At 63.6% G+C, this 18,968-nt stretch carries 20 protein-coding genes; 14 read left to right on the forward strand and 6 right to left on the reverse strand.

Going from position 1 to position 18,968, the window contains the following annotated elements; genetic code table 11:
* The first annotated feature begins 18 nt into the window (after positions 1-18).
* The 7 genes from FKM97_RS18820 to folD all read left to right on the forward strand — a co-directional run bounded on the left by FKM97_RS18820 (position 19) and on the right by folD (position 7,613).
* Complete coding sequence (locus FKM97_RS18820) at positions 19-1,095, forward strand: molybdopterin-binding domain-containing protein (RefSeq protein ID WP_144293965.1); 1,077 nt, start codon at positions 19-21, stop codon at positions 1,093-1,095.
* The gene (locus FKM97_RS18825) at positions 1,092-2,729 is read left to right on the forward strand and encodes a formylmethanofuran dehydrogenase subunit A (RefSeq protein WP_144293966.1); all 1,638 of its coding nucleotides are present in this window, start codon (positions 1,092-1,094) and stop codon (positions 2,727-2,729) included. The genes FKM97_RS18820 and FKM97_RS18825 overlap by 4 nt, the downstream gene beginning before the upstream one ends.
* Positions 2,711-3,619, forward strand: a complete 909-nt coding sequence (fhcD, locus tag FKM97_RS18830) for a formylmethanofuran--tetrahydromethanopterin N-formyltransferase (RefSeq protein ID WP_144293967.1) — start codon at positions 2,711-2,713, stop codon at positions 3,617-3,619. Before FKM97_RS18825 ends, fhcD begins: the two co-directional genes overlap by 19 nt.
* On the forward strand, positions 3,616-4,512 hold the full coding sequence (locus FKM97_RS18835) for a formylmethanofuran dehydrogenase subunit C (RefSeq protein WP_144293968.1): 897 nt from the start codon (positions 3,616-3,618) through the stop codon (positions 4,510-4,512). The genes fhcD and FKM97_RS18835 overlap by 4 nt, the downstream gene beginning before the upstream one ends.
* A 5-nt stretch (positions 4,513-4,517) precedes the next feature.
* Positions 4,518-4,727 (forward strand): hypothetical protein, encoded by a 210-nt coding sequence (locus FKM97_RS18840; RefSeq protein WP_144293969.1) that lies wholly within the window; start codon positions 4,518-4,520, stop codon positions 4,725-4,727.
* Positions 4,728-4,865: 138 nt separating this feature from the next.
* Positions 4,866-6,545, forward strand: a complete 1,680-nt coding sequence (locus FKM97_RS18845) for a formate--tetrahydrofolate ligase (RefSeq protein ID WP_144293970.1) — start codon at positions 4,866-4,868, stop codon at positions 6,543-6,545.
* A 165-nt stretch (positions 6,546-6,710) separates the two neighbouring features.
* Positions 6,711-7,613, forward strand: coding sequence for a bifunctional methylenetetrahydrofolate dehydrogenase/methenyltetrahydrofolate cyclohydrolase FolD (gene folD, locus FKM97_RS18850; protein WP_144293971.1), 903 nt, complete (start codon positions 6,711-6,713; stop codon positions 7,611-7,613).
* 123 nt (positions 7,614-7,736) lie between these two features.
* On the opposite strand, the gene FKM97_RS18855 is transcribed toward folD, so the two are convergent.
* Positions 7,737-8,117 (reverse strand): 4a-hydroxytetrahydrobiopterin dehydratase, encoded by a 381-nt coding sequence (locus tag FKM97_RS18855; protein ID WP_144293972.1) that lies wholly within the window; start codon positions 8,115-8,117, stop codon positions 7,737-7,739.
* A gap of 156 nt (positions 8,118-8,273) precedes the next feature.
* On the opposite strand from FKM97_RS18855, the gene FKM97_RS18860 reads away from it, so the two are divergent.
* From FKM97_RS18860 to fae, 7 genes are all read left to right on the forward strand, one after another.
* Positions 8,274-9,275 carry a beta-ribofuranosylaminobenzene 5'-phosphate synthase family protein gene (locus FKM97_RS18860; protein ID WP_246105159.1) on the forward strand — a complete coding sequence of 334 codons (1,002 nt, stop codon included), beginning with the start codon at positions 8,274-8,276 and terminating at the stop codon, positions 9,273-9,275.
* On the forward strand, positions 9,272-10,168 hold the full coding sequence (locus FKM97_RS18865; protein WP_144293973.1) for an NAD(P)-dependent methylenetetrahydromethanopterin dehydrogenase: 897 nt from the start codon (positions 9,272-9,274) through the stop codon (positions 10,166-10,168). The genes FKM97_RS18860 and FKM97_RS18865 overlap by 4 nt, the downstream gene beginning before the upstream one ends.
* On the forward strand, positions 10,134-11,279 hold the full coding sequence (locus tag FKM97_RS18870) for an ATP-grasp domain-containing protein (RefSeq protein ID WP_170241004.1): 1,146 nt from the start codon (positions 10,134-10,136) through the stop codon (positions 11,277-11,279). Before FKM97_RS18865 ends, FKM97_RS18870 begins: the two co-directional genes overlap by 35 nt.
* On the forward strand, positions 11,276-12,238 hold the full coding sequence (gene mch / locus FKM97_RS18875; RefSeq protein WP_144293975.1) for a methenyltetrahydromethanopterin cyclohydrolase: 963 nt from the start codon (positions 11,276-11,278) through the stop codon (positions 12,236-12,238). Before FKM97_RS18870 ends, mch begins: the two co-directional genes overlap by 4 nt.
* A gap of 8 nt (positions 12,239-12,246) precedes the next feature.
* On the forward strand, positions 12,247-13,164 hold the full coding sequence (locus tag FKM97_RS18880) for an ATP-grasp domain-containing protein (protein ID WP_246105160.1): 918 nt from the start codon (positions 12,247-12,249) through the stop codon (positions 13,162-13,164).
* Entirely contained in the window at positions 13,161-14,021 is an 861-nt protein-coding gene (locus FKM97_RS18885; RefSeq protein ID WP_342783563.1) for a triphosphoribosyl-dephospho-CoA synthase, read from the forward strand. The genes FKM97_RS18880 and FKM97_RS18885 overlap by 4 nt, the downstream gene beginning before the upstream one ends.
* A gap of 142 nt (positions 14,022-14,163) precedes the next feature.
* A complete protein-coding gene (gene fae, locus FKM97_RS18890) occupies positions 14,164-14,670 on the forward strand; it encodes a formaldehyde-activating enzyme (RefSeq protein ID WP_144293977.1) in 507 nt (168 codons plus the stop codon).
* Between the two features lie 14 nt (positions 14,671-14,684).
* Here the strand turns inward: fae and FKM97_RS18895 are convergent, their stop codons facing one another.
* The 5 genes from FKM97_RS18895 to FKM97_RS18915 are packed head-to-tail and all read right to left on the reverse strand — an operon-like array spanning position 14,685 to position 18,914.
* Positions 14,685-15,275, reverse strand: coding sequence for a DUF447 domain-containing protein (locus tag FKM97_RS18895; protein ID WP_144293978.1), 591 nt, complete (start codon positions 15,273-15,275; stop codon positions 14,685-14,687).
* 4 nt (positions 15,276-15,279) lie between these two features.
* Positions 15,280-16,674, reverse strand: a complete 1,395-nt coding sequence (locus FKM97_RS18900) for a DUF6513 domain-containing protein (protein WP_144293979.1) — start codon at positions 16,672-16,674, stop codon at positions 15,280-15,282.
* Positions 16,667-17,284, reverse strand: a complete 618-nt coding sequence (locus tag FKM97_RS18905) for an amino acid kinase family protein (protein WP_144293980.1) — start codon at positions 17,282-17,284, stop codon at positions 16,667-16,669. Before FKM97_RS18905 ends, FKM97_RS18900 begins: the two co-directional genes overlap by 8 nt.
* On the reverse strand, positions 17,281-18,393 hold the full coding sequence (locus FKM97_RS18910) for a (5-formylfuran-3-yl)methyl phosphate synthase (RefSeq protein ID WP_170241005.1): 1,113 nt from the start codon (positions 18,391-18,393) through the stop codon (positions 17,281-17,283). The genes FKM97_RS18905 and FKM97_RS18910 overlap by 4 nt, the downstream gene beginning before the upstream one ends.
* Complete coding sequence (locus FKM97_RS18915) at positions 18,390-18,914, reverse strand: DUF3280 domain-containing protein (RefSeq protein WP_144293982.1); 525 nt, start codon at positions 18,912-18,914, stop codon at positions 18,390-18,392. The genes FKM97_RS18910 and FKM97_RS18915 overlap by 4 nt, the downstream gene beginning before the upstream one ends.
* Positions 18,915-18,968 lie beyond the last annotated feature (54 nt).

The raw sequence follows: 18,968 nt of genomic DNA on the forward strand, positions 1-18,968 counted from the left end.
TGATGCGAAAGATCGTTCATGGCCGAAGCCTTCATCGGCGGCCGACGCGTGAGCCTGGCCAAGGCCGTGGATCAGGCGGCGTCGCTCCTGGAGCGAGCCAAGCTGCCTGTCGTTACAGGATTGGGCACCGACACGGCCGGTCTGCGCATGGCCGCCAGTCTGGCGCGACGCCTCTCCTGCGTCATCGACCCGGCGGGCTCGGGCGACCTCCTGAACAATCTCGACGTGCTGCGCAGTACCGGCTGGATGATCGTCTCACCCGGGGAGGCACGGCATCGTGCCGATCTGTTCATGGTCATCGGTGCCGGAGCGCTCTCGGCCTGGCCCGAGATGATCGACCAGCTGATGCCCGACGCCACGACCGCCCGGATCATCACCGTGGGCGCACCGGACGTCGAGGGAGCGCTTGCCTCACGAGGCCCTGAGCCCCTGCGTCTTGCCGCCAGCGAGAAAACATTGCCGGGCGTCGTCGCCGCCCTGCGCGCCCGGCATACCGGACACCCGATCTCTCTGGGCGATCAGGCGACCGCATCGACGGACGCCTTGGTCGAGGCTCTGACTGCGGCGCGCTTCGGCGTCGTCATATGGCCGCCGGGCCTTGCCAGCCCCGTGGTCGAGATGATCTGCGGTCTCGTCAAAGACCTGAATGCAAAGACCCGTTTCTCGGGCATTCCCATTCCCGCGCGCGGGAATGGTTCAGGGGTCGGGCAGAGCCTCGGCTGGCTCACCGGCTTTCCCACGGGGATCAGCTTCGGCAGCGGGCTGCCGGCACATGATCCCTGGGCACATGATGCGGAGCGGCTGATCGCATCGGGCGAGGCCGATGCCGCGGTGTGGGTCGAGGCCTATGGCGCACAGGGCCCGGACTGGGTCAGCCGCATTCCCACTGTTGCCCTGGTCCCGTCAGGGACCCTCTTCAGCAAGACGCCTGCCGTTCGTATCGATATCGGCACACCGGGCATCGACCATGACGGCGTCGATCTCCGTGCCGGCAGCGGGGCCCTGGCTTTCATCGAGGCGTCACGGCCCAGCCCTGAGCCGTCGGCGCATGCCATTCTCACCGCCCTCCTCGATCGGCTGGGAGGCCCCTCATGATCCGATTGAAGGGCGGCCGCATCATCGACCCGGTCCGGTCCCGCGACGAGATCGGCGATGTGTGGATCGACGGGGGCCACATCGTCGCCGCGCCGCGCGGCGCCCATGCCCATGAGACCCATGACCTCGCCGGCCGGATCGTGATGGCGGGGGCGATCGACATCCATTCGCATATCGCCGGCGGCAATGTGAACACGGCCCGGCTCATGCTGCCGGAACAGCACAAGGCGCATGCTGCCCGCCCCTCCTCCACGCCGCTTTCGGAGCTGGGGTGGTCGACGTCGGACACCGGCCGTCTCTATGCGCAGATGGGGTTCACCACCGTGGTTGAGCCGGCCGTCGTGCCGAGCCATGCCCTGCACGCCCATCTCGAACTCAGCGACATTCCCATCATCGACAAGGCAGGGCTCACGGTCCTCGGCAATGATGATTTCGTGCTGAAGCTCATGCGGGACCGGCAGGGCAAGGCGGCGCTCGCCGATTATGTGGCCCACATGGTGGCGACGACCCGGTCCTTAGGCGTGAAATGCATCAATGCGGGCGGTGCCGCCGCGTTCAAGGACAATGTCCGCGCCTTCGGGCTCGACGACGAGGTGCCCGGCACCGGTCTCACCTCGCGCGCCATCGTCACGGCACTGCAGGACGCAACGGCCCGCCTCGGCATCCCCCATCCCTTGCATGTCCACTGCAACAATCTCGGCATGCCGGGGGCGGCGGAGGTGGCCCTCGCAACGATGGAGGCCGCCGGCGACCTGCCGATGCATTTCGCCCATATTCAGTTCTACACCTATGGAACCGAGGGCAGCCGCGGGTTCTCGTCGGCGGCGGGACGGATCGCCGAGGCCGTGAATGCGCGCAAGACCGTCACGGTCGACATCGGCCAGGTCATGTTCGGGCAGACCGTGACCGTCTCCTGCGACGTCATCCTGCAATATAAGTCGAGGGCCACGGCTCATCCGCGCAAATGGACTTTGTGGGACGGGATGGGCGATGGCGGAGGCGTCGTGCCCTATCTCTACAAGCCATCGAGCTATCACAACGCCCTCCAATGGGCGATCGGTCTCGAGCTCTTCCTGCTGATCGAGGATCCGTGGCGGGTGTTCTTCACCACCGATCATCCCAATGGCGCGCCCTTCACCACCTATCCGGAGATCTTTGCGCTGCTCATGGACCGGGACCTGCGGGCGGAGTGGATCGCAAGACTGCCCGCCTCCGCCATGGAGACCACGACGCTGCCGTCGATCACCCGCGAATATACCCTCAACGACATCGCCGTCATGACCCGGGCAGCACCCGCCCGGCTGCTCGGGCTCACGGATCGCGGCCATCTCGGAGAGGGCGGCATCGCGGACATCTCCGTCTATACGGAGCAAAAGGACAAGGCCGCCATGTTCCGTGCCGCCGATCTCGTGTTCAAGTCCGGGACCCTCGTCGTCCGCGACGGCCGGGTGGTTGCCGAACCTTACGGTCGCGCGCTGACGCTCGACCTTCCGGCCCCTCGTCAGATGGCGGACAGGCTGGAGGCCTTCCATCAGGCGACCTATGGGCTTTCGGCCCGTTATTTCTCCGTGCCCGAGGCCGCCATCGGCCGTGCCAACCCCTTCGAGACGGTGCCATGCGCAAGCTCTCGCTGAACGGCGTCGCCATTGACGATACCTATGCCGAGGCGTTCGGGATGCGGGCAACGGCCATCGTGATCACGGCGCCGAACCTCAAATGGGCGCGCCAGGCAGCCGTCACCATGACCGGCTATGCCACCTCCGTCATCGGCTGCGGCTGCGAAGCGGGCATCGATGGGACTCTGCGTCGTTCGGAAACGCCGGACGGGCGGCCCGGGGTCCGGGTGCTGCTGTTTGCGGTCTCCACGGCCGAATTGCAGAAGCAGCTGGAGGGTCGCGTCGGGCAATGCGTGCTGACCTGCCCGGGAACTGCCTGCTATGCCGGCATCGACGGCGAGGAGACCCTCAAGCTGGGAGCCAATCTGCGCTATTTCGGCGATGGCTGGCAGATCTCGAAACGCTTTTCCGGTCGGCATTACTGGCGGGTGCCGGTGATGGACGGGGAATTCGTGGTCGAAGCCACCACGGGGCTCACCAAGGCCGCCGTCGGGGGCGGCAACCTCCTGTTCCTCGCGTCGGGGTGGGATCAGGCCATGGCGGCAGCACAGGCCGCCGTCGATGCCATCGCCACCGTGCGCGGCGCCATCTTGCCCTTCCCCGGCGGCATCGTGCGGTCCGGGTCCAAGGTGGGGTCCCGCTACAAGAGCATGGTCGCCTCCACCAACGATGCCTATTGCCCGACCTTGCGCGGCATCACCATCAGCGCGCTGGAGCCCGAGGTGGGCTCGGTCACGGAGATCGTCATCGACGGGCTCGAGGATGCTTGCGTGCGCGAGGCGATGCGGGTCGGGTTGCACGCCGCCGCCTCCCTGGGCCCGGTTCGGGGCGCGTCCCGCATCACGGCCGGCAATTACGGCGGCAAGCTCGGCAAGTTCCTCTATCCCCTGAAGGAGCTCCTGGCGTGAACGCGCTCACCTTCACCCTGCGGCACGCGCCCGAGCAGCGGCTCGACCTTTCGCTGTTGACGCCGGCCACGCTTGCCGCCCTCTCACAGCGCGAGATCGAGCGGCTGTCCATCGGCACCACGAGGCTCCCTGTGGTGGTCGGCGACATGTTTCGGCTGCGCGGGAGCGAGGCCGGGCGGATCCGCTTCGCCGGCGGTCACGAGCGGCTCGACATGGTCGGCCACGGCCTGGCGGCGGGCGAGATCGTGGTCGAGGGCGATGTGGGCCAGCAGGCGGGGCGGCTGATGGCGGGCGGGCGGCTCGTGGTGGCCGGCAATGCCGGACCGCTGCTCGGCTCGGGTCTCAAGGCCGGACGCATCGAGGTCAAGGGCCATGCCGGCGACCGGGCCGGAGGACCGCTGGCGGGGGAGATGGCCGGCATGCGCGGCGGCAGCATCCAGGTCCGGGGAAATGCCGGCGACCGGGCTGGGGACCGCATGCGTCGCGGCCTGCTGGTGATCGAGGGCGATGCCGGCGATTACGCGGGCAGCCGGATGATCGCCGGCACCGTGATCATCGGCGGCCAGGCCGGCGCCTATCCCGGCTATCTGATGAGGCGCGGGACCATCATCCTGGGCCGGGAACCGTTGCAGCTCAGTCCCAGTTTCGTGGATACGGGCGAGGCGGCGCCGGTCTTCCTGCGACTGCTGTGGCGGTCGCTGGAGCAGGACGGGTTCGCGGTCGCCGGCCTGGAAGGGTCCACGCGACGGCTGGCAGGCGACACCGCCATGCTCGGGCGCGGCGAGATGCTCCTGCCGCGCAAGGCTCACACCGTTCACGACACGAAGGACGTGTCTTCGGCACCGATGGCTCCGCCGCAAGGCATCGGGCCCAAACCACGGAAGAAAGGCTGACAGCCATGTTCATTGCCATCGTCATGACCGTGTGCGCCATCGGGACGGGCGCCGATTGCCATGACGAAAACATCACCTTCGAGGCCTCGTTCTCCCTCAACCAATGCACCATGACGGCACAGCCCTATATCGCGCGATGGGCCGGCACGCATCCGCAGTGGCAGGTCAAGAAATGGCGCTGCGAGATCCCCGGCGCGAACGGCAAGACCCTTTAGCCACTCCGAGGCTTCTCATCCCCTGTCGGTTCCAGGCGACGCCACGTCGCCGCGGGTGCGGCATGGCTGCCCCTCGACATGTCACAGACATATGCGAGAACGCGGGCTCCACCGCGCAGCACAGAGGAAGGGGATTCCATGGCCGAGGTCAAAAGCGATATCGAGATTGCGCGAGCTGCGAGCCCTCAGACGATCCAGGAGATCGGCGCGAAGCTGGGCATCCCCACTCAGGAACTGCTCCCCTTCGGGCACGACAAGGCGAAGGTCTCGGCGCGCTTCATCGCCTCCCTCAAGGACAGGCCCGACGGGCATCTGATTCTCGTCACCGCGATCAGCCCGACGCCGGCAGGGGAAGGCAAGACGACGACCACCGTGGGCCTCGGCGACGGCCTCAACCGCATCGGACGCAAGGCCGCGATCTGCGTGCGCGAGCCCTCGCTCGGCCCCTGCTTCGGCATGAAGGGCGGGGCGGCCGGCGGCGGCTATGCCCAGGTCATTCCCATGGAGGACATCAACCTCCATTTCACCGGCGATTTCCATGCCATCACCTCGGCGCATAATCTGCTCGCGGCCATGGTCGACAATCACATCTACTGGGGCAACGAGCAGAATATCGACACCCGCCGCGTCGTCTTCCGCCGCGTGCTCGACATGAACGACCGGGCCCTGCGGCAGATCGTGTCGTCGCTCGGCGGCGTCTCCAACGGTTTCCCGCGTGAGGCCGGCTTCGACATCACGGTCGCCTCGGAAGTCATGGCCATCCTGTGCCTCTCGAATGATCTCGATGATCTCGAGCGCCGGCTCGGCAACATCGTCATCGGCTATCGCCGCGACAAGACTGCCGTCACGGCCGCGGATATCAAGGCTGCCGGCGCCATGACCGTGCTCCTGCAGCAGGCGATGCAGCCGAACCTCGTGCAGACGCTGGAGAACAATCCCGCCTTCATCCATGGCGGACCCTTCGCGAATATCGCCCATGGCTGCAACTCGGTCGTGGCCACCAAGACGGCGCTCAAGCTCGCCGATTTCGTGGTGACGGAGGCGGGTTTCGGCGCGGACCTTGGGGCGGAGAAGTTCTTCGACATCAAGTGCCGCAAGGCCGGTCTCCATCCCTCCGCCGCCGTCGTGGTCGCCACCGTGCGGGCGCTGAAGCATCATGGCGGCGTCGCCAAGGAGGATCTCAACAAGGAGAATGTCGAGGCGGTGACGAAGGGGGCCGCCAATCTCGGCCGGCACCTGCGCAACATCGCCAAGTTCGGCGTGCCCGCCGTGGTCGGCATCAACCGCTTCGGTTCCGACACGATGGCCGAGATCGAAGCGATCCAGGCCTATTGCGCCGAGTTCGGTGTCGAGGCGATCCTGTGCGAACATTGGGCCAAGGGCTCGGAGGGCATCGAGGCACTGGCGCGCAAGGTCGCCGAGTTGGCGGAGGCCGAACAGGCCCAGTTCCGCACTCTCTATCCCGACGAGATGCCGCTGTGGGAGAAGGTGCGGACCATCTGCAAGGAGATCTACGGCGCCGACGATGTGATTGCCGACAAGGCGGTGCGCGCGCAGTTCGCGGATTTCGAGAAGGCGGGATACGGCACCTTCCCGGTCTGCATGGCGAAGACGCAATATTCGTTCTCGACGGATCCGAGTCTGCGCGGGGCGCCCAGCAATCACGTGGTGCCTGTGCGCGAAGTGCGGCTGTCTGCAGGTGCCGAATTCATCGTGGTCGTCTGCGGGGAGATCATGACCATGCCGGGTCTGCCCAAGAAGCCGGCCGCGGAAGTGATCGGACTCAACGATGCCGGCGAGATCGTCGGTTTGTTTTGAGCGCCTTACTCCACCTCTCCCCTTGCGGGAGAGGTCGGAGCGCAAGCGCTACGGGTGAGGGGGCGCCCCAAGCTCGGAGCCTGCGGCCTCCCCTCACCCTCCCATTGCCGCCGCAATGGGCCCCTCCCTCTCCCGCAAGGGGAGAGGGGCAATACGGAGACTCCCATGTCTGCAGTTCTCATCGATGGAAAGGCCTTTGCCGAGCGCCTGCGCGCGCGCACTGCGGAGCATGTCGCGGGTCTGAAGTCGCTGCACGGCATCACGCCGGGACTCGCCGTCGTGCTCGTTGGGGAGGATCCGGCCAGCGCCGTTTATGTCCGCTCGAAGGCGAAGCAGACGGTCGAGGTGGGGATGAACTCCTTCGAGCATCGGCTCGATGCCGCGACGTCGGAGGCCGATCTCCTCACGCTGATCCATGGGCTCAACAATGATCCCGCGGTGAACGGCATACTCGTCCAGCTGCCGCTTCCGGAGCAGATTGATTCCGACCGTGTGCTCATGGCGATTGCGCCGGAGAAGGACGTCGACGGTTTCCACGTCATCAATGCCGGGCTGCTTGCGACCGGGCAAAAGTCCATGGTGCCCTGTACGCCCCTTGGCTCCCTCATGCTGCTGAAGGACGCGCTCGGCGATCTCACCGGCCTTAATGCAGTCGTCGTCGGGCGGTCCAACATCGTGGGCAAGCCCATGGCGCAGTTGCTGCTGCGCGAAAGCTGCACCGTCACCGTCGCCCATTCCAGGAGCCGCAATCTTCCCGGGATCTGTCGCGGGGCCGACATCCTGGTGGCCGCCGTCGGCCGGCCCGAAATGGTCAAGGGTGACTGGATCAAGCCCGGCGCCACCGTTATCGATGTCGGCATCAACCGAGTGCCGGCACCGGACAAGGGCGAAGGCAAGCACAGGCTGGTCGGCGACGTCGAGTTCGCCAGCGCCTCTCAGGTCGCCGGCGCCATCACACCGGTGCCGGGTGGTGTCGGCCCAATGACCATCGCCTGCCTGCTTGCCAACACCGTCACCGCGACTTGCCGTGTCAACCGCCTGCCGGAACCGGACGGGCTGGGCAGTTAGGGGTCTCACCATTACGGAAAATGGGGCCTCTCACACCTCGCCCCCCGAGGGGGAGGTCGGCCCTTAGCGGACGGTAGGGGAAGTCACAGGGAACGCACCTGCTATGGGGGATAAGCAACCCCCTCAATCATATTTCAGGTAAGCAAAGCGCAGATCTTTTTGCGGCGTGCCCTCCAGAGGACCCTCCTCCTCGCCCGGCTGCCACTGGATCACCTCTTCGATCTTGCGCGCGAGGGCGAAGTCCTTTTCCGTAATGCCATTGGCGGCATGGTTCTTCAGCCGAACCTCGAACCAGCCATAAGACATCGTGATGTCCGGGTGATGCCAGGCGGCCTCCGCCAGATGACCCACCGCATTCACCGCCATCAACGTGCCCTTCCAGCTGTTGGTCTTGTATTTGCGCCGGATCCAGCCATTCTCCAGATGCCATTTCGGCAGATCCTTCTCCAGGCGGGTCTGTATGTCCGTGTCGCTGAAGGTCTCTTCCCGGGGCTTGTCGTTCATGGTTGATCGCTCTCCTGGCTTCTGCCACAGTATCGACGCGAGAGGCGTTGCGACCAGTATCGCTCGGAAGCACCTTCATGCACAGACGGATTTCAGCCGTCTCCTGTTCGGCGGGCACCGACATTTCGACTGGCCGGCATCACCGGCAAAGGCTGAATGCAGACCATGTTGGACCGGGTGTCCGTTTTGGTGCCAGCGCGCCTCCACCTAGGTTTTCTCGATCTCGGCGGCAGCCTCGGCCGGCGGTTCGGCAGTCTTGGGCTGGCCATCAGCGACCCCTTCACTCGCATCAGTCTGCAACGCTCTTCGCAGTCACTGAGCTCTGGCCCGGACAGCGCGCGGGCCAGCCGCCATCTGGCACGGCTGCAGCGCTTTCTCGATCTCACCCGGCAATCCCATCATCTCCATGTGGACAGCGCCATCCCGCCTCATGCCGGCCTCGGCTCCGGAACGCAGATGGCGCTGGCTGTGGCAGCGGCCTTGCGGCGCCTCCACGGCTTGGAGCTGGATGTCCGGGGCGATGCCGCGCTGCTCGAACGGGGAGCGCGGTCGGGGATCGGCATCGGCCTCTTCGAAACCGGCGGCCTGGTCCTGGATGGCGGGCGCACTCCGGTGAGCGGTCCCCCACCCATCTTGGCGCGGCTCGAGTTTCCCCCTGAATGGCGTATCGTCCTGGTTCTCGACCACAAGGTCGAGGGCGCCCACGGGCCCGCCGAAATCAAAGCCTTCGAAGCCCTGCCCCGCTTTTCCGACGCGTTGGCCGGGGAACTTTGCCGGCTCGCCGTCATGCAGGCGATGCCTGCGGTGGTGGAGCGTGATCTCGATGCCTTCGGATCAGCCATCACCGAGATCCAACAAAGGCTGGGGGATTACTTCGCTCCTGCCCAGGGGGGACGCTATACCAGCCCGCGGGTCGCATTGGCCCTGGACCGTCTCGCCGACCTCGGTGCAACCGGCATCGGCCAGAGTTCTTGGGGACCGACCGGATTTGCCTTCACCGCATCGGAAGACAAGGCCCGGTCCCTGCTCGACCATCTGACCTCCTCCGGAGCGGCCCAAGGCCTCGACGTCCGGATCGTCTCCGCCTCCAATCGCCCCGCTGCCATCGCCGCCGGCGAACTGGCTCTGGACTGCATGACAACGGATCATCGCCCATGACCGACAAAAACATTCTGCACATGGTGACGCCGACCAAGCATATGAGCCCGTTCGACGTGAACATGGCGGCGGATGCCGGCTTCGATGTGCTGGCAACCTATACCGACGCCACGCTCGAAGAGATCACGGGGCTGGTCCAGGATGCCATCTTCTCCCGGCCGCCGAAGCTCGGCGTGAGGACTGGATTCTTCATCGGCGGCAAGGATGCAATCCTTGCCCTGGACATGCTCGATCACGCCAGAAAAGCCCTGGTGCCGCCGTTCGGGCTCTCCCTCTTCGCCGATCCCGCGGGATCCTTCACCACGGCCGCCGCCATGGTGGCGGTGGTGGAGGCGCTGCTCGCCAAGACCACCCATCTCGAACTGAAAGGCGCCCGGATCGCGATCTTCGGGGCAACGGGCGTGGTCGGTTTCTCGGCGGGCGTCATCGCAGCGCTGGAGGGTGCCGAGGTGACCCTGGTGGGCTATGACGGACCCGACCGCGTCAAACATCTGGCCCAGGAGATTGCCCGGCGGTTCAAAGCCGAGGCCAATTTCGCCGATGGCAGTTCGGAGGACAAAAAAACCCAGATTCTCGACGGCACCGACATCGTTCTCGCTGCCGGCAAGGCAGGGGTCCAAGTGCTCAGCACGGCGCAGATCGCCAGCGCCCCGTCCCTGCTGATCGCCTGCGACGTCAATGCCGTGCCCCCTTCCGGTATAGAGGGGCTGAGCGTTTCGTCGAATGGCGAGCCCATCGGTGATACGAAGGTCCTCGGCATCGGTGCCTTGGCGGTGGGCGCCATCAAGTATAAAACCCAATTCGGCCTGCTCAAGCAGATGACCGAGGCAAAGAAGCCCGTCACCTATGATTTCCGCGATGCCTTCAAATTCGCCCGCGACCTCGTCGGTTGAGCGGCCTTCGGTCTTGATCGCGGCGATCTCGGGGCGGTCGCTGGCGGAGGCCGCTTCAGAATCGGGATTTGCGCCGCTGGTCGCCGATATGTTTGGAGACTTGGATACTTTGGCCCTGGCGCAAGACTGTGCCGTCGTCCCTGGCGACTTGGACAAGGGATTCGACGGCGATGCCCTTATCCTCGCCTTGGAGACCCTTGCGCAGGGGCGCCATCCCATCGGTGTCGTCTATGGCGGTGGCTTCGATGGCCGACCCGATCTGCTTGAGCGACTCGAGAAACGTCACCGACTGATCGGAAACCCATCTCAGGTTGTGGCACAGGTCAAGGATCCGTTCTGGTTTGCGGATGCCTGCAGCCGCCTCTCCATCCCCCATCCCCGCGTGGCCAAAAGTCCGGTTGCGGACGAATGCGAATGGTTGGTGAAGCGCGCCGGCGGTTCCGGTGGCGCCCATATCCATCCGTTGAAAGAGAAGACGCTAAACGCTGACGAATACGTACAGGAACGCGTTGGGACACGGTCAGTTTCCGCCTTGTTTTGTGCAATGTCCCGGTCCTGCCAAATTCTGGGTTACAGCGATCAGTGGACGGATCAACAGGATGGGCAATCCTTCCTCTATGCCGGCACCGCGCGTCCCGCCGCGCTCTCGCATAATCTTGAAAAATCAATGAGTTACGCCGTTAGAGCGATGGCGACGGAGGCTGGGCTCGTAGGGCTCAACAGCGCGGACTTCATGGTCGACGAAGAGCAATTCTGGTTGCTGGAAATCAACCCGCGGCCGGGGGCCAGTTGCGACGTTTTCAGAGACCGTTCTCATTCACTGTTTGCCCGTCACGTGGCCGCCTGTAGCGGGTCCGAACCGGCGCCCTCCTGCATGTTCGATGGTGCGGCTGCAGCGGAAATCCTTTATGCATCCCAGAGGGTTGCTGCGGTCGCTGCGTTGGATTGGCCGGACTGGGCGGTGGACCGGCAGTCGCCGGGGTCGACGGTCGAACGGGGTTGGCCCCTGTGCACGGTGCGGGCCGAGGCGGCTACTGTTTTCGAGGCCAGGAAGTTGCTGGCCGAGCGGAAGAGGTACATGTCCAAGTTATTGAAAAACAACAGCGAATGACCATTCTGAGCGTCAATGCCAAGGCTCTTCGGCTGGTGGACAAGATGGTCCGTGATGCTGCAGAATTGCGGATCTCGGTCACCACCGGCCCCCTCGGGGAGCGGCTGATCGATGCCGGCGCCGCCGTTGCCGGCGGGATCGAGGCCGGCCTGCATCTCGCCCGCATCTGCATGGGCGGATTGGGCACTGTCAGCGCTGCCGCGGATCGCGGGCCCGATTCCTGGCCATGGAGCGTCGTGGTGCGGTCGTCGCTGCCCGTCATCGCCTGCCTCGGCAGCCAATATGCCGGCTGGAGCCTCCATCACGGAGACGGTGGAGACGCCTATTTTGCCTTGGGATCGGGCCCGGCCCGCGCCCTCGCGCACAAAGAAGCGCTGTTCGATGAGGTCGCCTATCGGGATCAGGCCGATCATGGCGTGCTCGTGCTCGAGACCGACACGGCGCCGCCGCCCGTGATCGTCGAGAAAGTGGCGGAAGACTGCGGAATTCCTCCCTCGAATCTCACCTTCATCTACGCACCGACCCGCTCGCTGGCCGGCACGATCCAGGTGGTCGCCCGCGTTCTCGAAGTCGCCCTGCACAAGGCGCATGCGGTCCATTTCCCCCTCGAGCGCATTCTCGACGGGCTCGGCACCGCGCCCATTTCGCCGCCGCATCCAGACTTCGTGACAGCGCTTGGCCGCACCAACGACGCCATCATTTATGGTGGCCATGTTCATCTCTTCGTCTCGGGTTCGAAGGAGGATGCGGAGGGACTCGCACAAGCCTTGCCCAGTGCAGGATCCCGCGATTTCGGTGCCCCGTTCGCGGAGATCTTCAAGCGCTTCAACGGCGATTTCTACGCCATCGATCCCTTGCTCTTCAGCCCGGCGGAGGTCATCGTCACCGCTGTGGATCATGGCGCCTCGTTCCATTCCGGCGCCAGGAGCCGCGATCTTCTCGACAAGTCGTTTCGGTAACCGTGACCGTGAACCCCTTCGCGCCCCGCATCGCCCTGTTCGCCGAAACGCGCGACAGTCACGCGCGCGCTCTGTCTCGCCGGCTCGAGGCTGGCGGCGCCGAGGTGCGGCGCATCAGTCTTGCCCAGTGTTCCTTCGATACCACCCGGCGGATCGGCATTGTTCTGCCAGGTTACGGGCGGGCCTTGCCCGATGCCGCCATCGTCCGCTCCATTCCGTCGGGCAGCTTCGAGGCCGTGACGCGCCGTCTCGGCATCCTGCATGGTCTGCGGGAACAGGGCGTCCTGGTGTGGAACGATGCCCGCGCAATCGAGCGCTGCGTGGACAAGTCGACGACAAGCTTCCTGCTGGCGCGCGCCGGCATCGGCACTCCCGCCACCTGGACCGTCGAAAGCAAAGCCGAAGCGGAGCGCCTCGTGCGTCGCGAAATGATGTCCGGGCCGCTGGTGCTCAAACCGCTCTTCGGCGCCCAGGGCAGAGGCATCAGACTCATCCAGTCGCCCGCCGATCTTCCGGAGGCGGGGGACGTCGCCGGGGTTTATTACCTGCAGCGCTTCATCGGACTGGAACAGCAGGGATTTCGCGACTATCGCGTCTTCGTGGTCGCGGGCCGGGCCATCGCCGCCATGGTCCGTCACAGCACTCATTGGGTCACGAATGTGAAGCAGGGAGGACAACCGCTGCCGCTGGACCCCGACCCCGAACTGGACTCCGTGGCTGTGCGTGCCGCAGCGGCCGTGGGCGCCGACTTCTGCGGTGTCGACATCATCCGCAACCGTGCGGGCGAGGCTGCGGTGTTGGAGGTCAACTCGATGCCGGCCTGGAGCGGCCTGCAGAAGGTAACGGAGGCCGACATTCCCGGAGAAATCGCCGCCGCGTTGCTGCTGGCTCTGGATTCCGTCCTGATGCGGAGGGACGTGGGTTGATCCCCACCGAAACCGACATTGCCAATGCCTTCATTGCGGCCTGCGTGGCCGAAATCGAGGCGCCCAAACCCGGAAACGTCCATCGGTTCGCGGACGGCCACGGTATGTCGGTGAAAGATTTTCTCACCAGCGCAGATGCCGCCGCAGCCTCACTTTCGCGCCGGAACACCCGCGTGGGGGAGCGCATCTTCGATGCGGTCACCGCAACAAAGGTGGCCGTAAATTGCAATACCAACCTCGGCATCATTCTGCTCGCTGCTCCGCTCGCGGCGGGAGCCGAGCTCGATGAGCCCCTGAGGGCGGGCCTGGCCACGGTCCTCACAGGCCTGGACATCGACGATGCCAACGCCGCCTTCGAAGCCATTTCGATCGCCGCACCGGCCGGCTTGGGCACGGTGGAGGAGCAAGACGTTCGCGGTCCCGCTACCTGCAGCCTGAGCGAGGCGATGATGCTGGCATCGTCGCGGGATCGGATTGCCAGAGCCTATACGGATGATTTCGACGAGATCTTCGGTCTCGGGCTCACCGCACTCGACGAGGCCGTCGAGCGGAATATTTCCGAATGGTGGCCGGCGACAGCCGTCTATCTCGCGCATCTGTCCGCCGCGCCCGACAGCCATATCCACCGCAAGCACGGGCTTGAAAGGGCGCAAGCGGTCCGGCTGGAGGCCAAGGAGCGGCAGGACGACCTTCTCGCTCTCGCCGATCCTGAGGTCATCCTCGAACGCCTGCTCGATTTCGACCGCGCGCTCAAGGCTTCAGGATTGAATCCCGGCACCTGTGCGGATCTCACGGTCGCCACGCTGTTTGCTGATCGGCTGCAGAGTATCTTGAAGAAAAACGCTGGTAGTGGTTGACTGAAGCTACGCGGAAGCATTTCCGCTCTATCTGGCCAACCGGTCCGGCGCCCTGCTGGATGCTGTCAACAAGGATAGCCGCACTGCCGCTTCGCGTAGCGGGCGGCCGTGGCAGAAGCATGCAAAGGGAGGAACTTGGCTTATGGCAAAGATCAACAAGGTTTGCGTCGGTGAATCCCTCGTCGGCGAGGGTAACGAAGTCGCCCATATCGACTTGATCATGGGACCCAGAGGAAGTGCGGTCGAGTCGGCGTTCTGCAATGCATTGGTCAACAACAAGGATGGGTTTACCTCGCTCCTTGCGGTCATCGCACCAAACATGCCCTGCAAGCCGAATACGGTGATGTTCAACAAGGTCACCATCAAGGGCGCTAAGCAGGCGGTGCAGATGTTCGGACCGGCACAACATGCGGTCGCGCTCGCGGTTCAGGACAGCGTCGCGGAAGGGGTCATTCCCGCCGACGAGGCCGACGACCTCTTCATCTGCGTCGGCGTCTTCATCCACTGGGAAGCGGCAGACGACAAGAAGATCCAGCAGTACAATTACCAAGCCGTCAAAGAGTCGATTGCTCGCGCAGTGGCCGGCGAACCCAACGCCGCCGAGGTCACCCAGAAGCGCAACTCCGTCACGCATCCGTTCGCTGCGTAACCGCTTCGAAGGTATCAAAATGAGGGGGCCCCGTGCCCCCTCGATTCCTTCGGAAATTTCTCCTCAACCCGCATCATCAGCCAGTCCCAGGCCTGCTGCTCCTCGGGGCCTGCGGTCTTGGATACCGCAATTTCCAGATAGGCGATCTCCGCCTCGATCTTCTCCCGTGGCAGCATGTCGATCCGGCTCACCAGTATTGCCAATTCGAGCACGGCCGCCTTTGCCCGGTTCAAGCCGCGGAACGGTGCATGAGTGACGACCGTCAGCACCTTGCAGCGAAATCGCGGGCGCAACGGATCATCGGTGACATCGACCACAGCCATCTCGGCATGGGCTAGGCTCGCCTGGAGTCGAGGCACACTGAATCTCGGCATCTCGATGGTCGGCCAGTCCCGGCGCCCCGTCAGACAACCGGCGATAATCCTGATATCGTCTACATAATTCGCGACGGCAAAAGGATTTTCTTCGAGGTTCTTCAGTGTGGCCGACGGGCGGAAGGGCGCGATCACCCAATAGTCGCTGTCCTCGATCAGACCCAAGGGAGCGATATGGACCTGGCCGTTGAGGCCGCTTGTGGTCACCACGCATTCGCGGATCATGGGCATCGGTTCAGCCCTTGGTCTTTGCACGCAGCGTATGTCCAGCCTCGGCGAGGCGGGATTTATCCTCACTCCGCTGATCAACCGCAACGCCCCAGTTCAGCGGCTCATCTTGGGCATAACGCTTACCGAGACGAAAGGCTGTCTCAGCTTTCATCAACTCGGTCCCGAGATAGAAGGCGTGAGCGCCGTCTTGCTCGACGCCGAGTTTGGGAAAAAGCGACATTGCGTCTCCCGCCACATGGTGCCCGTCGGCGTTGTAAATGTGGATCCCCTCGCTGGTCACCTCAATGCGGAAATTTCGGTCGCGGACCTGACGGGCCAGGGTGGCGACTTCCGCGGGAGTCGACGCATAGGGGATGCGGTCATGGAGTTGCAGCAGAGCACTGCTGTAGTCGCGTGGCAGGCTATGGTCCCGACGTGCTGCATGCATGATACGCCGCGAGATGTCATGTTCCTGAATGGTGCGGCGGGTATGGGGGCTCACATGAACCACCAGGACATTGGCGATGTCCAGCTCCGAGCAGATTCCCATCAACATCGCCGTGACCCCACCCGTATCCGCGTCCGTGAGCTCAGTGAGGTTGCCGGTTCCCATGAGGATGGGGGCATCCGGGTAAGTCCGCCGAAGCTCGGCATAGCGACTGAGAGAGTCCATGAAACCAAAATGGATCGGATCAAGGATCGGATCTGCGACCCAGCTGATCCCGGCGCGATCCGCCATCTCCATGGCCTCGAACAGGGAGGCCATGTCACCATGCATTTCAGGGATGAGAATGGCTGCCGCTCCGGTGTCCTGAGCAATGGACAGTGTGCTTCGATTGAGACTCAGCAACCAATCCGCGCCAGCCTTGGCGCCACGCTCGAGTTCCTCAGGATCTGCCGAGTCCACGCTCACCTGCAGACCTGCAGCTTTCAACTCGCGGACCGCGTCCTCGAGATGAGGAAAGGGCGCCCCCGGCAAGCATCCAAGATCAATGACGTCGGCCCCTTCGCTGCGCAACAACAGGCCGCGTGCGACGACAGCATCAACCGCCAAGGCTGGAGCATCAACGATCTCGGCGAAAATTCTGACGGCATGGGCCGACAGATCCGGTGGCGGTCCCACGCGCCCCAGGAAGCGAGGCAGATCTACGAGCTCATCCGGCCCGCGCTCAAAGACAACTCCGAACCTCGCTTTCAGGCGGCCAAGATCAACCCTCGCGCGGCCTGGAAGAATGACCTTGTCTGTTTCCGGAGGAAGCATCAGGCGACGCTCGATGATCGCCTCTGTCATGAGAGCTGCGACTTTGACGCCGATGTCGACGATGGACCACCGAAAATTAAGGTCGGCCAATTCGCACAGAATCTTTTCGAGACGTGGCCTTGCAAGCCGGCCGGTCACAAATGCAAAGTGCTCAGGCATGGAGGGGGTGGTGTGAAGCCACCGCGCCCGTCACTGCAGCAACCAAATCTGCCTGCGATCCTGGACCAAGTAGGACAAGTTCTTGGGGCCACCGCTTCAGCATTGCGGGAAGAGCAGGATCGACCAGACCGGCATCCACTGCAGCCTCTACCGACATAGCCTGAGATGCCGGAGCTGCGTGCTTTATCAAAACCAGTCTTCTACCGCCGATCTGACCGCCGAACCAAGCCGCCAGGCTATCCGATGTAACCTCCCAGGACTGTTGAATCTCGGAGTCAGCCAAGGCCATGGCCGAAGGGCACCAGACGGGCACCAAGCCCTCGCGAAGGACGCTGTTGATCTCCGCAACCGTCGATGTTGCCCTCAGTCTCCCAGTCAGGCTGCAGATCGCATGCGCGTACTGCTCCATGGCGAGCAATGCCATGTGGTGGGCCGCCGCGTCGCTGAAACCCATTTTCGGCTGCAGCTCGCGAACAATATCTGCGAAGGGACCGCCGCCCGGCACCAGAACGATACGGCCGCCGAGCATTTCAAGGCTGTGCAGCCACTCTGTTAGCGCGGCTGAACGAGCGTAGCTTCCTCCCAGCTTGACGACCGAGACTTTCGTCATGCGCGCTCCATGCTCGCAGACATTTCCTCCAAGGCCGATTGAGCCGATTCATTCTCACGAATGATCTCAATGCCGACACTGCCATTGCCGATATCCAGCTTCGTCACCTTCACCGCAACCCTCAAGGCGCGAGGCTCATCCAGGACCCGTTCGGCCAGCTGTTCGGCCAGAGTTTCCAGAAGAACGACGTGTCCTGCCGAGCAGATTTCGGTAATGGCGTCGGTGACGACGTCGTAGGAGAAGGCATTGCGCATGTCGTCGAACCGCGCTTTGGGTGCTGCGATCTGGACGTTCACGTCGAACCTTACACGCTGCTCGCGGCCCAGTTCACTGGAGTATGCTCCAACGGGCATGGACTTGATCACGCCCTCAACGACCACTCGGTCCAAGCCTCCTGGTCGCATTTCGCCATTTTTGCGAATTCTTGGACGCGTCTGATGCACCAGATCGGCGATCTCGCGCACGGCATCCAGGCTCAGAGCCGATTTTCTATCACCACGGCAAAGAGCGCCCCGAAACCCGATCACATCGGGCAAAAGTGGAAGTAACCGGGGAACATCCGGGGCCTCCAAGGACCCCGCCAATCCAACCATCAGCTGCAAATTCCGAGCAGCGTCGACCAAGCTTCTGAGGGTGCTCAAGTCAGCGAAGTCCAGAAGCCTTCCCCGTCCCTTCGCCGCGGTGTCCACGATCACACCTGAGAATCCTGATTGCTTCAGTATTTCAAGAAGATCGAGCGGTATTCCTTGGTCAGCGAATAGCACGCCGATCAGCTTTGCACTTTCGCTGACAGAGCTTAGCGCTCTGATGCAGTCCTCCCGACCTGGCTCGTTGAACAACCCAACCTTGACGTAGTCGACGCTCGTCTGCGCCATGGATCTCGCAGCCGCCACGACCTGCTCGGGGATCATGGGTAGGTCGCCTGTCACTGCGCTTGTCGGTCGACGGCCTCTTAGTTGTGCTACCGCACCCGCAACAACCTCAGGCGGCAGCGCCCCGAGCGCTCCAGCCTTGGGATCTTTGAAATCGATGATATCGGCGCCGCCGGCCACAGCAAGCTCCGCCTCATGGGCTCCCACGACGCTGGCAAGCATCTTCACGCTCATCATTGAGCCACCTGCGGTATCAAGCGGTTGCGCATCAAGTACTTCAATCCTCTCGACCATGACTCATCGGTATTGCCTCGAATATCGACGCTCCCACCGGCAAGAAGCTTTCCGGACTGCGTATCTTTAACCTGAACCCGGATGCCGAGGATAAGATTCGACACCTTGTGTACAAAACCGGTGACGACGACGTCGCTCCCCAGAGTGCGCGCAAGCTGCAACTCGCACCCCTCACAAGCAAAAAGATTGATTTTTTTAGCCTCTTGAGCAACCGAGTCAGTGCTGACGATCCTGAATTTGCCTGTAGCGGCTAGGTCCTGTCGCAGTTGCTGAGTCAGTCGATCCAGGCGCTGGCGTTCAGCCGCCGATACCTGCCCGTCGGGACTTGCCACGCCTGTATCGAGAAATTCGAATGCAAAGACAGCAGCCGTCCTCGGGGACTCCGACGCCATTGCGATCCCGCATTGTGAGATCGTCAGAAAGAAACATAGTCTCAACAGTTTAAAGGGCTTCACAACGCTCATCAGATCACTATCATGGCGGGTGGCACCGAATAATAGTCACAACCGCACAGCGGT

It is taken from the genome of Rhodoligotrophos appendicifer, from assembly GCF_007474605.1.
GTDB classification, from domain to species: domain Bacteria; phylum Pseudomonadota; class Alphaproteobacteria; order Rhizobiales; family Im1; genus Rhodoligotrophos; species Rhodoligotrophos appendicifer.

Coding starts and splice junctions, on each gene's coding strand:
- fae (WP_144293977.1), top strand. CDS start 14,164: ATGGCAAAGATCAACAAGGTTTGCGTCGGTGAATCCCTCGTCGGCGAG.
- FKM97_RS18860 (WP_246105159.1), top strand. CDS start 8,274: ATGCAGACCATGTTGGACCGGGTGTCCGTTTTGGTGCCAGCGCGCCTC.
- FKM97_RS18855 (WP_144293972.1), bottom strand. CDS start 8,117: ATGAACGACAAGCCCCGGGAAGAGACCTTCAGCGACACGGACATACAG.
- FKM97_RS18870 (WP_170241004.1), top strand. CDS start 10,134: ATGCCTTCAAATTCGCCCGCGACCTCGTCGGTTGAGCGGCCTTCGGTC.
- folD (WP_144293971.1), top strand. CDS start 6,711: ATGTCTGCAGTTCTCATCGATGGAAAGGCCTTTGCCGAGCGCCTGCGC.
- FKM97_RS18845 (WP_144293970.1), top strand. CDS start 4,866: ATGGCCGAGGTCAAAAGCGATATCGAGATTGCGCGAGCTGCGAGCCCT.
- FKM97_RS18900 (WP_144293979.1), bottom strand. CDS start 16,674: ATGCCTGAGCACTTTGCATTTGTGACCGGCCGGCTTGCAAGGCCACGT.
- FKM97_RS18820 (WP_144293965.1), top strand. CDS start 19: ATGGCCGAAGCCTTCATCGGCGGCCGACGCGTGAGCCTGGCCAAGGCC.
- FKM97_RS18915 (WP_144293982.1), bottom strand. CDS start 18,914: ATGAGCGTTGTGAAGCCCTTTAAACTGTTGAGACTATGTTTCTTTCTG.
- FKM97_RS18865 (WP_144293973.1), top strand. CDS start 9,272: ATGACCGACAAAAACATTCTGCACATGGTGACGCCGACCAAGCATATG.
- FKM97_RS18910 (WP_170241005.1), bottom strand. CDS start 18,393: ATGATGAGCGTGAAGATGCTTGCCAGCGTCGTGGGAGCCCATGAGGCG.
- FKM97_RS18895 (WP_144293978.1), bottom strand. CDS start 15,275: ATGCCCATGATCCGCGAATGCGTGGTGACCACAAGCGGCCTCAACGGC.
- mch (WP_144293975.1), top strand. CDS start 11,276: ATGACCATTCTGAGCGTCAATGCCAAGGCTCTTCGGCTGGTGGACAAG.
- FKM97_RS18905 (WP_144293980.1), bottom strand. CDS start 17,284: ATGACGAAAGTCTCGGTCGTCAAGCTGGGAGGAAGCTACGCTCGTTCA.
- FKM97_RS18825 (WP_144293966.1), top strand. CDS start 1,092: ATGATCCGATTGAAGGGCGGCCGCATCATCGACCCGGTCCGGTCCCGC.
- fhcD (WP_144293967.1), top strand. CDS start 2,711: ATGCGCAAGCTCTCGCTGAACGGCGTCGCCATTGACGATACCTATGCC.
- FKM97_RS18840 (WP_144293969.1), top strand. CDS start 4,518: ATGTTCATTGCCATCGTCATGACCGTGTGCGCCATCGGGACGGGCGCC.